Annotated in this window: 9 protein-coding genes; 2 read left to right on the top strand and 7 right to left on the bottom strand. The window is 37.8% G+C overall.

The features are described from left to right. Positions 1-157: 157 nt before the first annotated feature. The 7 genes from E0F88_RS16490 to E0F88_RS16460 all read right to left on the bottom strand — a co-directional run bounded on the left by E0F88_RS16490 (position 158) and on the right by E0F88_RS16460 (position 9,862). Complete coding sequence (locus E0F88_RS16490; protein ID WP_131959368.1) at positions 158-1,669, bottom strand: DNA recombination protein RmuC; 1,512 nt, start codon at positions 1,667-1,669, stop codon at positions 158-160. Between the two features lie 30 nt (positions 1,670-1,699). Next, positions 1,700-3,826, bottom strand: a complete 2,127-nt coding sequence (locus E0F88_RS16485) for a DEAD/DEAH box helicase (RefSeq protein ID WP_131959367.1) — start codon at positions 3,824-3,826, stop codon at positions 1,700-1,702. Continuing rightward, positions 3,826-5,139: an ATP-binding protein gene (locus E0F88_RS16480; protein WP_131959366.1), complete on the bottom strand. Its 1,314-nt coding sequence runs from the start codon at positions 5,137-5,139 to the stop codon at positions 3,826-3,828. Before E0F88_RS16480 ends, E0F88_RS16485 begins: the two co-directional genes overlap by 1 nt. After that, positions 5,136-7,445 (bottom strand): tellurite resistance TerB C-terminal domain-containing protein, encoded by a 2,310-nt coding sequence (locus E0F88_RS16475; RefSeq protein WP_131959365.1) that lies wholly within the window; start codon positions 7,443-7,445, stop codon positions 5,136-5,138. Before E0F88_RS16475 ends, E0F88_RS16480 begins: the two co-directional genes overlap by 4 nt. Before the next feature lie 102 nt (positions 7,446-7,547). Next, a complete protein-coding gene (locus E0F88_RS16470) occupies positions 7,548-8,462 on the bottom strand; it encodes a BRCT domain-containing protein (RefSeq protein ID WP_131959364.1) in 915 nt (304 codons plus the stop codon). Positions 8,463-8,815: 353 nt separating this feature from the next. Next, the gene (locus tag E0F88_RS16465) at positions 8,816-9,319 is read right to left on the bottom strand and encodes a hypothetical protein (RefSeq protein WP_131959363.1); all 504 of its coding nucleotides are present in this window, start codon (positions 9,317-9,319) and stop codon (positions 8,816-8,818) included. A 111-nt stretch (positions 9,320-9,430) separates the two neighbouring features. Then, complete coding sequence (locus tag E0F88_RS16460; RefSeq protein ID WP_131959362.1) at positions 9,431-9,862, bottom strand: hypothetical protein; 432 nt, start codon at positions 9,860-9,862, stop codon at positions 9,431-9,433. Positions 9,863-10,363: 501 nt separating this feature from the next. Here E0F88_RS16460 and E0F88_RS16455 point away from each other — a divergent pair. Further along, complete coding sequence (locus tag E0F88_RS16455) at positions 10,364-11,296, top strand: hypothetical protein (protein WP_131959361.1); 933 nt, start codon at positions 10,364-10,366, stop codon at positions 11,294-11,296. A gap of 483 nt (positions 11,297-11,779) precedes the next feature. Continuing rightward, positions 11,780-14,176, top strand: a complete 2,397-nt coding sequence (locus tag E0F88_RS16450; RefSeq protein ID WP_131959360.1) for a tetratricopeptide repeat protein — start codon at positions 11,780-11,782, stop codon at positions 14,174-14,176. Positions 14,177-14,192: the final 16 nt, after the last annotated feature.

Raw genomic sequence — 14,192 nt, 5'->3', positions numbered from 1 at the left:
AATCTATTTTTGCTTATCCAATGCAAGCAGTCAAAAACATTTCTCAATTCGAAATTAATATCATTCTCATCCAATAGCTTAAAATCGTATTCAAATAACCTTTTAAATTTACCTTTATGCCAGCGATTCAAAAATAACTAGATGACATTGCAGAATTTTATAAACTTGCATTTAACACTGTGACTGGAATATCTTTCTTGGTTTTCAAGCCCAAGCTTTTTAGCTTAGTCGCCTGAATCACTAGGTTGTCATTTCCGGTAGACAACTGCTTAAAAGCTTCACCATACTTGCTTTGCGCCTTATTTAAATGATCTCCCACGTCTTCTAAATTACTGATAAAACCAACAAACTTGTCGTATAATTTTGCCCCACGGTCTGCAATTTCAAGCGCATTTTGATTTTGATATTCACGTTTCCATAAATCGGCTATAAGTTTCAAAGAAGTGATTAGATTCGTAGGGCTTAAAAGTAAAATCCGTCTGTCATACGCAAAGTTCCAAAGATCGGCATCACCTTGTAACGCTGCAATGTAGGCTGGCTCACTTGGGATAAACAACATCACAAAATCCAAAGATTTGTCATAATCGTCGTAACCTTTTGCGCTAAGAGATAGCACATGGCTTTTAATTGCACCAATATGGGCGCTGAGCTCGGATTTCTGTTCGTCAATATCTATTGAACCAACTAGACGAGTGAACGCATTCAGTGAAACTTTGGAATCAATTATGACATTTCTATTGTCCGGATATTTTATTACTGCATCTGGTCTCATTTTCTTACCTTCTTCACTTGATCTAAGCGCAACACCTTCCGAATCAATAAGTTCGTGCTCCATGAAGTATTCACGCCCCTTCACAAGACCAGACTTCTCGAGAATACTTTCAAGTATCATCTCACCCCAACGACCTTGTGTTTTTGATTCTCCCTTTAAGGCTTTGGTAAGATTTCTGGCCTCGTCACTTATCACTTTATTTAATTCCGCAAGTTTTGAGACCTCAATTCCTAATGAAAATCTTTCTTTAGACTCGTTAATATAGACCTCCTCCACTTTATTCTTAAACTCTGCAATGTTTTTTCCTAAGGGCTCCAATATAAGACTAAGATTTGCCCTATTTAGCTCGGTGAATTTTTCAGATTTCGATTCGAAGATCTTGTTAGCAATGTTTTGAAATTCAAGATTGAACTTCTCACCTAACCTGGCAATCTCATCTTTCTGCGTGGCTAATTTTTCTACTAAGGCTATATTTTCCGCCATTGCGGTTGCCAGCTTTTGGTTGATATGGTTCAATTCTGATGTCAGGCTACTAGACTCCTTCTTCATGTCTGAAAAATCAACTAATTTATCAGCGAGAGTTTGCTTAGTTGATAGCAGAATGGCGTTAGACACGGACAGCTCATCGTCGACAATTTTCTGTTTTAGACTTTGAGCCTTAACAGTCTCTCGCAGATATTCAATTTCATTGATTTTTTCAATTATTATTCTTTCGTCAGACTCCCCTTGAATCGTTGAGATAGTTTTTAATTCAAGATAAGCCTTATCGAGTTCATTGAATTGATCTTTCGCGAAATCTTTTTCCCTTTGTGCCTTAACATTGAAAATTATCCTTGACAATAAGCCTCCTATCAAAGCGCCTATGATTACAACCGCTAGGTATACAATATATTCCATTAATTTTGAAAGGTAGAAGTTAAATTTATATTAAAGCCTTGAAGTGATAATCTTGATATTGGATAACAATCGTTTCGTTTGGTCAACATCGTATCGTGTGTTTTTAATTAATGCTACCTGATATTTAACTGGAAGATATTTACCCCACTTATAGGCCTCCATCAACGATGGATTATCTTCGAGGAGTTGCAGAAGATAATTATCTATTTGTGCAATATGTTTTGTCAATTCTGCAAACTGGGTTACTGCGCCTTTTGAATTTTCAATTTCAAAAGATGAATCCAGATTTGAAAATTGGCAATTTATTGCTGCCATATCCATTAGTAATTTTATCGTATTATTTATTTTAGTGCCGGTAAATGAAAAAAACTGGAAATGCATAGGATATCTAATCAAGGGTCTGTCCACTTGATAATCTGTTAGATCAAAGATTTCAAATTCTTGTCTTAATTGTCTAAGCTCCTCTCTGCATACTTTACTTAGTACCTCAAAGTCTTCTTTTGATATTAGTATTTCCAACATTTTTTCCCATATCCTTGGATGAGTCGCTCCGCCACCACCAAAAAAAACAGGTTTTTTGCCATCACTGGCTGGAATTACTTCTATCTTTTTAGCTTTCTCGTCAATAGTGCGAATTTTCCAGATCCTTGCTGCGAGAAGTAAATTCTGGTCCACATTAATCTGGGGAGAAAAGGGAATTTCACCGATACGATTAGCACCGTTGACAACTTTGAAGTTTTCCTCTTTCTGGAATACACTATAAAAATCCCTATCGTTTACAATTTCTTCACCGGTGACACCGACAATAACTTCATCACGTATCTTTTCTAGTAAATCAATTTTTATAAGGTGCCCTAAAAGTTCGGTGATCTCGGTTTGTTCAATGGATTCGAAAGCAAAATTCCTTTTCAATTCGCTACTTAGATCCGCAATAGAAATTCCTGAATGACCTTTTGTAATGGATAAAGCCTGATGTAGTAACAAGTCATAAGGTTTGTCATTGGCGGCCGGTGGTTCAATAAATCCTTCCTGATACAACACCCAACAAGCCAGTGACCTGAGCAATTCCCAGGGAGAGGTGGTATAAAACTGTAATATGCTCTCTGCTCCCTCCTTTCTTCCGCTACGTCCAACTCTCTGAATTAACGAGGAAACACTAAATGTAGAATCAATCTGCACGACCTGATCGACAGCACCAATGTCAATGCCCAATTCAAGGGTGGAAGTACAGCTGATACTAAAATGCTCGCGCTTATTATTCTTGGCAAAATATTCGACATACTCCCGCACTTCCTTATCCACAGATGAGTGATGTGAAAAGTAGTTTGGATGTCCTTTGACCCGGTCTGATATCTTTTTGAGCTTTACTGCTATTTCCTCAGCCAGCCCCCTGCTATTTGGAAAAATTAGGGCATTACTATCCTTTGTTTGAAGGTACAAATCTTTAAAAAGATCCAAAGGCAAATCACTTCCTGATGCTTCAAAGTATTTAAATGAAGCCTTCACAGATTTAGCGGTCCGATCCAGTAATACCTTTGTTCCATTTTCATTTCCTGTAAATTTCTTCGCTTCCTGGTAATCTCCAATCGTAGCTGACAATCCAATGGTTCTAAAAGATGAACAATTCACATGCTGTAGCCTTGAAAGAAGCGACTTTAATTGAATGCCCCTGTCTGTTCCCAGAAAAGAATGTATCTCGTCAATAACGACAAATTGCAGGTTAGAAAATAGTTGGCTAACGTGATAGGGCTTGTTCACAAACATCGCTTCTATCGATTCTGGCGTAATCAGAACGATACCTGATGGTCGTTTAAGGAGTCTTTCCTTAAGTGCCCTGTTTGCTTCTCCATGCCACTTGGTAACATCAACCTGTAGATTTTTACATAAATCCTCTACTCTGCCAAACTGATCGTTAATCAGCGCAATTAGTGGCGAAATATACAATACCTGAACACCTGGCTGGTTAAAGTCTACCTGAGACAGAATAGGAAGAAATGCGGCCTCGGTTTTACCAGAAGCCGTTCTGGAAGCCAGTATGTAATTATTTTTGGTAGAAAGGATTGCTGTTATTGCTGCTGTTTGGATTGGCCGGAGTTGTTCCCACCGTTGATCCCGTACATATTTTCTGATGGGTTCAGAAAGAAGATCATAGGACATTATAGTTCTTCAATAAAATCCAGTGAAATTTCATTTTGCCTTTCGTCGCTAATCTGTACATCTCCAAACAAACGCAGTTTGTCCAGCTCCGGATTTTGACGAAGTATGTTCAAAATGTTTAGAAAATCGCGGATTACTTCCCGTGGTGTCAAAAACTCGGATGCTCCCGGCTTATTGAACATCTCCTCCATGAATTTACGAATATCCTCCTGGTCGACCGCAATATCTGTTTTATAGTTAAAATCGAAAATAGCTTTCAATTTGATCAGCAAAACAAAAATCTCATTCTGATTCAGTGGTAAAAGGCGGATGACTGGCTGAGCAAAATCCCGAATTTCAGCGGTTTCGAATTTATTTGTTTCTAACCTAGATTTCAAGGCATGATAACTAAACAAGCCTCTTCGTTCATTTTCTAGCACTTCCTTAGTACCTGCAAAATTTATAAACAGATTGGCAACCTTTCCCTGAAAACAATCATTATATATCGTAAGGATTTTTTCATAATTTTTTTCCCGGATCGTAGAGGTTGAAATCTTGTATAAGTTAATAGCTTCATCCAAATTAATCATAAAACCACTGTATCCCATACTGACAAACAGCTTGCAGAAATTCTTGAGCATATCGTAGTAATTCAGATCATTAATCACTTCCCTGACGCCAAGATCCTGACGAGCCTCCGTTTTGGTACGGTATTCCCCTTTAAGCCATTTTAAAGCATTTCGCCGAAGCTGCTCATCACTTCTGATATAACCTTCATAATATTTATTGATAACAGTTCCAAAATCGAATCCGCCCACCTCGGTGATTTCATTGATAATGGTCATGATGTTATTTTGAATCAAAACCAGATGTTTTTCATCCCGAATGTCAGTGAGCGGGATATGATGATCATTCGCCGTTTTTATGATGACTTGCTCGATCCACTTTTCCAGTAGCGTTGGCAATGCCCCGCCCTCAGATTTGGTTTGGATAGCAATATTATCCATAATCGCAGAATATAAAGCGACTGCCTTTCCATCATTGGAATACAGACGATTATCCGGTGTGAAATCGGTATTGGTTACAACAAATTTTTGTTTTAAGGCAACTGTGTTCAAAAGATGAAGCATGAACGATTTTCCGGAACCAAAATCTCCGATCCAGAATTTGACCATACTGTGCCCATTTTTTACATCTTCAAGAGAGGAAATGAAAGCCTGAATTTCTTCTGATCGCCCTACCGTAATGTGTTGCACTCCGATTTTGGGAACCACACCTCCGATTAAAGAGTTGATTATCGCTGTTGCTTCCTTAGGTTTAACATTGTCAATCATAGGGTCAATATTTTATTGTAATAACTTGGGTCAATGGTGTAAGCCGTTTCATCCTGCTCGATAAAAACATCATCAAGAAGCTCAAAACAGCTATCATTGATGCTTTCAATGAGCTGATTTTTAAAGAGGCCTTGACTTATACAATAAGCTTCTAAGTCCTTTTGGAGTAAAGTCAAATTATTTTTGTCAAAAAGGAGTAAAACTTCCGACTGCACTGGATTAAAATTCAGGCGGTCTAAAAAAGGGGTATTCGTTGGGGCAATTTCTTCGGTTAGCGATTTGTGTAAAGCCTCTGGTTCCCTTGCATCGGCTGTTAAAATAGTAACCGGATCTTCCCCTTCCTCATTTAACACTTTGTCGAGTACTTCTACTGTGTCCGCATGTTTTTGTATGACCTCTTTTATTAGGTCCCGATCCAGCTTAACAATTTTCCTCTTCATAATGAAAATGTCAGACACCGACTGGATAGCCCTACCCGCATCCTTATCCGTCAATAAACGTTGGACAACTTCCTCGAAGTCTTTCAGCTGCTGTGAATTAAACAGCTGATGCTGAATACCTTTTGATATCTTTTTATTTACAAAACCAGCAGCCTTAAGGCCATGGCTCACGTAAAGGATATAAAGCTTCAAAGCAATTTCCTTATGATAACCAGCCATCAACTTAAACCCTTCGTAAAACAAATTTTCCACAGCCGTATTTTTCCGGTTTTTGTTGCCAAGTACCAACAGCGCCTCGAAGAACTTTTCAGGTTTAGACGCAAATGTGTTCTTATACTGTTCAAAATCAGCTTTCCATCTTCCCGGATTTAAACCGTTAAGTTCAATTTCTGTTTTTTCATCCGGGTTTTGAATTGAATTTCTTAATTCTGGTGTAATTACTTCAACTCTTTCCAGAACTAGCGTTTCAAACGCTTTGACAACGACTGGTGAGCTTGTAAAATTAACATCGGCACTTAGCTTTCGTTTGTGACCAAAAACTTCCCTTACCTGATTCTCACAAAGTTTAAAAAGATAGTTATTGATCTGGGGAAGCACCGTTTGGATACACTCATTATAATTTGCACTACCCTTCCTGTAGCGGTGCTGTTTTCTGGCAACAAGATCTGCAATACCCGCTAGCTGATCAGAAAGCGACGACTCCTCTGCTTCAAACTGCTTGTCTAAAGTTGCATGGGTCAGAAGATAAAGCTTGATAATCTCCAGGTTGCAGTACTCGATGTTCGAGAAACTGTTGCTGCTGCTCCATAGCTGATTCAAAAGACTTTCCTGTCCTTTCGTAAGACTGAGCTTGTTTTTATATTTGGAGCCTAACTTCCAATATTCCTGCGGTTCAGATGGAGGAAAATACCGTAATGGGTTTGCAACAGGCTGTGTCCGGACTTCTGCTACGGCACCTTCTCTTTCTCTGGTTTTTATTCGCTGAAAAAACGTTGTTGCGTACGAGTCCGTCTTTGGATAATGATTTCCCAGGGCAGTTAGCTGCTTAGATAGAAGTTCCAGGCTTTTATGTGTATTGTACGCTCCAATAAGGTCAAATAAAAGGATAAAGGCGTAATTATAATTTCCCTTGACATCAAGATATCTTCCTTCTAAGAAATAATTTTTAAACTTTTCGTAGAATCGAAGCTGCTCTGGGTTAGCCGTCTGAATCGCCTTATAGGAATATATATATTGGTGAGGCCACTCCGGCACCGCTACAGCTTCATCAACGATGTTTCTTAAATCAAATGACTGATTCGTTACCTCTATTACCGAATCGTCGATGTGCTCCCTTTCTTCATTTGTAATAGCGCCCAGCAGTGCCATTTTACGCTCGGTAGGGTGTTGCGGTACATTTTCAGATTCGTTGCCATTAGAAGTCTCCGCCTTATCACTTCTTTCTAAATTACTTAAACTTTCGCTATAAGTCTTCGGCTCGTTAAAGGAATCGAACGATTCAATCCAATTTTTATAACTAGGTTTTGCCCAACTGCTATCCTTTACCACAGATGAGCTTTTTGAAGTTTCCAGACCCTCAAGTAATGCATTGAAATTACTAGACGCAATCTCTGTCTCGCCCAGTGTTTTTGTGGACTTAATTCTCGTTAGCATCGAAGCACTTTCATTATCCATTTTACTTTGTTCCTTTACCGTTTTTTGAACTTTCTTATCCAATGATATCTGAAGCGATTTGGAAATAGTAGCATTTGAAAAAGATCCGTTTTTCGAAGCGAATTTTCTTTTAGCATTGTAGCGATTAACCACAATCGAGAAGACTGGAGTCAAAATAACAAGAAGCGCCATAATAGTTAGAAAGAAAGCCATTGAAAAAAGTTGTAAGCATTTGCAATTTGAAATTTATTGCCTCGGGTAAACTGGCCAACATTCTGAAATTATTACCAGCAGAAAACCGTTTGCAGGAGCATTCTAGTGTGAAAATCCTAGTGACATCAGTGAATCGAACAAATCTTCTTCATAGATCACCATCGGACCGTTGCCTTTTGCTTTTAATTGAATCGCCTTTTCAACTTTACGTCCATAACTAGCGAATGCCCAGCAAGCATTTTTATCATCACATACAACTAAATAATTAAGTTTACCGGACACGCTATCTTGTATAATTCCGCCGTGCAGTTCAACAATTTCCGCAATTTGCCTTCTTGTATAGAGTTTAGATGCTCCTGTTATGCAAAAGCTGGATTCCTGAATCAGAACTTGTACTTTCTCTTCCGATATGGCAGCGACTAATTTTTTACCGTTGGTCTCGCTGTTTTCAGAAATCACATTAATGCTATCACAGAATTTTAGCAGATCCTCGTGCAATTTAGGTGTAATAAAGCCCTCCATGCTTATTTTTCTTACAGAAGCCAATAAATCATCAAACGGCCAGGTGCCTGCTAGAAACAAATTTTCTTGTAGCCAAATATTTAGCTCATAGATTTCCTTCGCATTGATAGTTCTATCAGCAATAATTCCGCTTATAAGACCCGTTAACTGTTGTATGGTTGAAGTAATTAAATTGTAATAAGGATTTTCAATGTTCAAGTACTGGTCACATAACCAAAGTAAATCCTGAGATTCATCCTCTGTGACAACGCCATCCGCGAGAACTTTTGTAATTTTTTCGACTAAAATTTTATATGGATATTTTTCCCGACAGTGTCGAACGGATTCGATCCATTTTAATAGGGACTCGGCTTCTCGCTTATTAATGTCATCATCTAAACGGATACCGGAAATAAAGCCACGCAGAATATTCAAGTCTTTTTCTAATTGTGCAGGACCACAGAATTGGACGTAGGTCTCATTATCATAATTTTCAAAAATCGCAGTATCAAGCATTCGAGAGTAGAATTTTAGTATAGAAAGGATTTATTCCATTAACATACTTATTAGTTGGCTAAAATTTGAGAAGAACTTAGTTAACGGTAACTTACTTAGCTAATTTTAGATTACGTCGGGTGCTCACTTTCCTTCTTTCTGCATTTGCTCAGCAAGTCTCAAAACAGCGTCAATATTATTATGATAGTCTTAGGACTGAATGATCAAAAAGATACTTGTATCAGTTTTTTCAGCCTCTATATATGATTATAATTGAATTTAATACCCCTTTGAAAGGCAGTAGTCGCTGTTTAAGCTCTTATGAAGAAAGCCGCACCAACATCCATTTTACTACTGTTGAGATGCAAACCGCTTTAGTGGTGGACAATATAAAGCACCTTAGTCTGTAAAAAAGCAGCCAAGATATTTTTTAAGTTACATGACCTGTTTTTCTCTGATCTTTGTTTTTCACGGCCCTCACCAATGGTTTTCGATGTTAACAGTAAATCAAGTGCGGCCCATACTCTGAGACTTTTAATAATTTCACTCCCTGTTTTAACCTCATGAGGAGGAAGAATCCGCTCGCCTAAAAAATACATAAAATGTGCTGGCCAAACCTGTTCAGCAATCTCAGTAATGTATAAATTTGGATTAGTAAATACCTCGTAACGCTCAATGTGATGAATACCCTGAAGTTTGCCGTTATACCGAAAGGCAATATAATTAGGAGGCTCTTTAGGCCAGCCCCCTCTACCACTGACAGGATGGAAATATTTCATTTGCTTATTGACAATGTCCTGCCAAGTTAGCGATGACTCAGGAACCATACCGCTTCCCAAAGAAACTACATCGACTTTATTACTGTCAATTTTCTGCATGGTGCTGATGGTTTCCAGATAATTGGATAGCTCCTTTAAAATATAATTTTGAATTACCCCCCCCTTTCCCCTGGCACTGCATTGACAAAACCTGCAGTCTTTTCCAGGGTATCACCCGAGGTCGCATCGGGCCGTCATATTAAAATTTGATGCTGTGAATGCTACAGTACTTTCATTAAAAATAACTAATTGTTTCTGTGCTGCCTTTGAATGACGGTAGGAAAGACTTGAGTAATATCGATCGATTTGTGCATCGGATGGAAATACCCAACCTCGCTTGGCTTCGACAATGATATGAAAATCTTCCGGCTGGATAATTTCAAAATCAGTATAACCTTGGTTGTGCTCGTATTGCTGGAGCCTAATTCTAATTTGATCTTCCTGGATCGCCGCAGTAATCCCAATTTCCTTTAAAAATAAGGTTAGAAATGAAGTGCTCTGACTGAATGCGTATGCAACACTATAAGAAATGTCGTTTTCAGCCTGTCCCAACAGAAAAAAAAGGCTTTGCACTTTTTGATCATAAATGTAAAGCTCAATCATAGATGTTAATAGGTACTTTTCGTGTAAAAGCAAGTTAGGTAGATTGGTATTGATAGCAATGGCCAAATCCAGCATTATTTCATCTGCCTTTTTTTGGCATTTCCCAAATTCTGTAAATACATTGTAGAAGACCTAACAAATTTATCAAGAGCCTTTGCATTCTGCCTGCTTATAGGCTATACGCCAGATCCCAAAAACAACCGCCCAAAGGGCCTTGGTACGTCGAACATTTTTCGTAAGTATAACTCTAATCTGGTTCGCTTTTTAGCTTACGTTAAAAAAAAGTCTTCTATGAGCACAAGTGAAGCTGTCAACCCAAAACTATGTTTATTCTGCAGAAAGAATAAACCAGAGAAAAGCAACACTCATTTGCTTGCGAATTCTATGATGAAACCAGCTATAAACCAACCTGGTAGAGCAAAATTTCGAGATGCTGAAACCTATTGAGATATTTCGGTCGGTGAGGGATCATTGAGCTCGAAGCCTTTTATCGGAAGGAAGGTGGATCAAAAAAAGTCAGAGGAAATCTTTGGCGGGGAGCAAAAGGTATTTGAAGCGGTACAGAATCAAACAGACGGCTTTGCCCGAGACTTTGTCTTTTGTCCCCGGTGCGAAGAAAAATTCGGACTATTAGAATCCATTTTCGCCCAATTCCAGCAAGCCACAATACCGGATAACCAAGAATTAAAGCCCAACCATCCCAGTGGCGTTGAAATACGGACTTTTTCTGATTCTTATCACAAAAATTTAATTGCTGCCTACTGTTTTTTGAATCTATGGAGATTCGGTCTTTTTCATTTCGATGATAAACGCTCTGAAATCATACTTGAAAAACTCAGAACCTACTTATTAAATGTCATTGATATCGATCCAGAGAAGCAAACACCAGAAGATATAAAATCCAGGTTATTAATTGAGTTAGAGCTTCCTATTTCCTTTTTTGCTGGCTACTATAATCTGTATGATCCAAAGGACAGCCAGCCTGAACGTGACTTGAAGCCTACAAAAACCATCACTTATCATTCACCTGATTTCAATTATTTCCATTTAGGACTTTATACGATGATATATCAGCCTTATATTTCCGATTATCTCACAGACGCCAAGCAATATTTCGGGCTTGGAGAAAAGATTAAAATTGTTGATTTCGTCTCCACGCAAAGAGAAGTGAAAATTGCTATCCTGCCAGAGGAGTTCCGTGAAATGGTCTTGAAAAATTTTCTTGACCAGGAATTTATTCCAGCTGCCAAAGGAAGTTTAAGAAAAACGGCTAGAAGGCTTTACGCAAAATATGGCTATGCGCTTACCGCCGTTAAATTCGAGCGCCTTTGGAACGCATATGGAAAAAAGATTTCATTGCGGCAGATTAATGCTGATCAAAATGAATCCTTGATTGTCAGTTTGATGCATCAACTGGAAAGGTCGCCTCGCTAAGCCAAGATCTCCTAATCTGGTTAACAGGACGAAATAATCTTTTATAATTCTATATTTCCAATTTTTCAAAAATTAAAAATATAGAATCATTTATTTGAATACTGTCGAAAGTCTTTCAAATAAGGTCCAGTCTTGTAACAGCCCTTATTAAGTGCTTTTCCGGCATTTCACAATTTAATTCGCGTTTGCCTGCAATGGAATTAAAAAATTGGTCTGATTTTTACCTGTCCTATTTTTCGATAAGCCTCCAGGAAGTGTCCATTTGGTTTATGGAAAAGTCTTTAAGGTTAGTTAACTCAATAAATCAAGAAAATATAACATAACCCTCCAAAGAAGCAGTAATATTATATTTTGATCTGGTTAAAATTATCACTAAAAACTCACTCAAAAAAACGCTCCTTAATTCAAGTGTTAACTAGTTAATATTTTAAAACATGGTTTCTGTGTATGCTTAAACCATTCTAACGCCCGAATATAAATGCTATGAAATTTCAGTTTGAGCCACTGGACGATGAGTATGGATTCCAGGAATTTATAAATGACCTATTCAACGCAAAATTCGCAACAAATTCTTTTGAAGAATATCGATCAAAGGGTTTAGCGCAATTCGGAATTGATGTGTATTCTCCTGAGTTAAGAATTGCAGTGCAGGCAAAAAAGAAGAAGTTAAGTCGAAATAAGTTGGTATTGACCAAGGAGTTAGTAGCCGACTTTGACCAATCGATTGAACTTCTTAAAAGTTTCCCCTACCCGGTCGATACTTTTATCGTAGCTTCAACAACGCCTAAATATTCAGAAGTTCAAGATAAAGCCATTAGTCTATCTCTAAGGGAACAAAAGAAAATTCAGTTTTTAGCTTGGGAAGACATTGAAAAGGATTTGACAGCATATCCCAAGCTTCGCTCAAAATACTATCCCCATTTACAAACTGAGATTATCCCAAGAGAGCTTACCATAATTCCTAAAAAGGATCTTTCAAAAATTGAAGACCGAAAAGATGATGTAGAAAAAATTGCCAGTTTATTGACATTACACGATGTAGTTTCGATTAAAGCTGTCGGAGGAACCGGAAAAACGACGCTCTTATATCAACTGTATCAAAAACAACTACCAAATTTTGAACATAGCGTTTGGATAAATTATCAATTGGATTTCAAAAGAGAATGGGCATTCAACACAGCACTCCATGTTAGCTTAGGACTGGCCTTCCCTGAGAACACATCGGTAGACGTAAAGTATGAAACTGTTTTGATGAAATTCAATTCATTAAAAGGATCGAAAATAATTTACATTGACAATCTCTCGCACCAGGATGATTTAAATTTAAATCGTGAATTGGGTAGACTATTAGCTAGCAGTAGAACAAAAATAATCTTCACTACCAGAGAACGGTGGAATGAATTTCATCAATATCAGTTAATTAATTTAACCTTAGAGGCTTTAAGGAACGTATTTATCCGCTTTTGCAAAAAAGGAATAGAAGCTCAAAATGAATTAGACGAATTGATTGGCTTGGTTAATTATAACGTTTTGTTAGTAGTCCTTTGCGCGAAAACAATCCAAAATTCCCCTGGATTGACGGTCTATAAAATGTGCAAGGCATTAACGGACATGAACATTTCCTCGTCTATACTTCCTATTTCTTTTGTGCACGATAATGAGATTGAATCAAATCGGGATATATTATATAACCAAATAGCTAAGGTATTTGATATGTCCAGGCTTTCGCCTTGGCAACATACTGCACTTTGTATTCTGGCATTTTGTCCTTTGGGCTCTCTTCCCATAGAAGAAGTATTGGAGGCTTTTAATATTGACTCCTCTGAGCATGCAGCACTAGTCAATGCTTTCAACGAGCTCGATCAGGTGGGATTGGTCGAGAGAACAGACGACTTGGTTCTAATTCATCCGGTTATCCAGGATGTTTATAGAATGGACGACACTGTAATTACGCATTTTTCTTTCTTTTTAGGTGGGTTAGTTTATCAAATGAACGAAACCAATCTAAAAATGTCCTCAAGCGGCTATCGTCTTCAATTGTATGCAGAGTCCGCTTTGCAAAAACTCACTGGTGAAAGAACTAGATTTATGACTCAACCGATTCTTGTTATGATGAATAATCTATTTGTCATGTATCGATATTTGGGCCAAGAAGAAAAAAAGATCGCGATTGGTAAAAAGCTAAGAAACGACTTTGAGCGATTGGAAGAAACATATAATCATGATCCAATTTTGCTTTCGACAATATACCATTCCATTGCCATTATGTTTTTTGAAGAAGCCAATGTTGAAGATGCCGTATTATATTTTAACAAATCCATTGATAAAAGTAGGGACCTTAACAACATTTTAATTGTTCAAAGTTACATCGCTCTGATGGACATTTATTGGAAATCACGTAAGTGGAAAGAATCGTTGGATTGCTGCCAAAAGGCGATTTCAATAATAAAATCAAACGACTTTGATAGACATGGTTACTTAATGGCCATGTTTGCAAATCAAACCGCAATGATCTATCTTGAGTTAGGTGATTATTCAGGCGCCGTTGATTGCATCCATGCGGCGATATTTATCCATAATGATTCCCAAAGCACTGCAAAATCAAAAGCTCTTTTAGCCCAGTATCGTTTAAATGCAAGTTTAATTTATACAGTGACTACAGTTAATTCTGATAAATCACAAGAGGATAAAGCGGAAACTCACAAAACTGCTGTACTACTTTTTGAAAATGCCATTCATGATCGACTTAGTTTGAATTACAATCCAGATCATGAATTACCGAAGTATTATAGGATCGGCGCCTTTGTATACCATCAGGCGGGTAATGAAGAAGCCGCCAAAATCCTACGCGAGGCTGCAGAAAGTTCGAACGTCAAATAATATTTTAACCTACAAG

The organism is Dyadobacter psychrotolerans (assembly GCF_004349265.1).
In the GTDB taxonomy this organism is placed as follows: domain Bacteria; phylum Bacteroidota; class Bacteroidia; order Cytophagales; family Spirosomataceae; genus Dyadobacter; species Dyadobacter psychrotolerans.
This window is presented reverse-complemented; position numbering and strand designations above follow the sequence as displayed.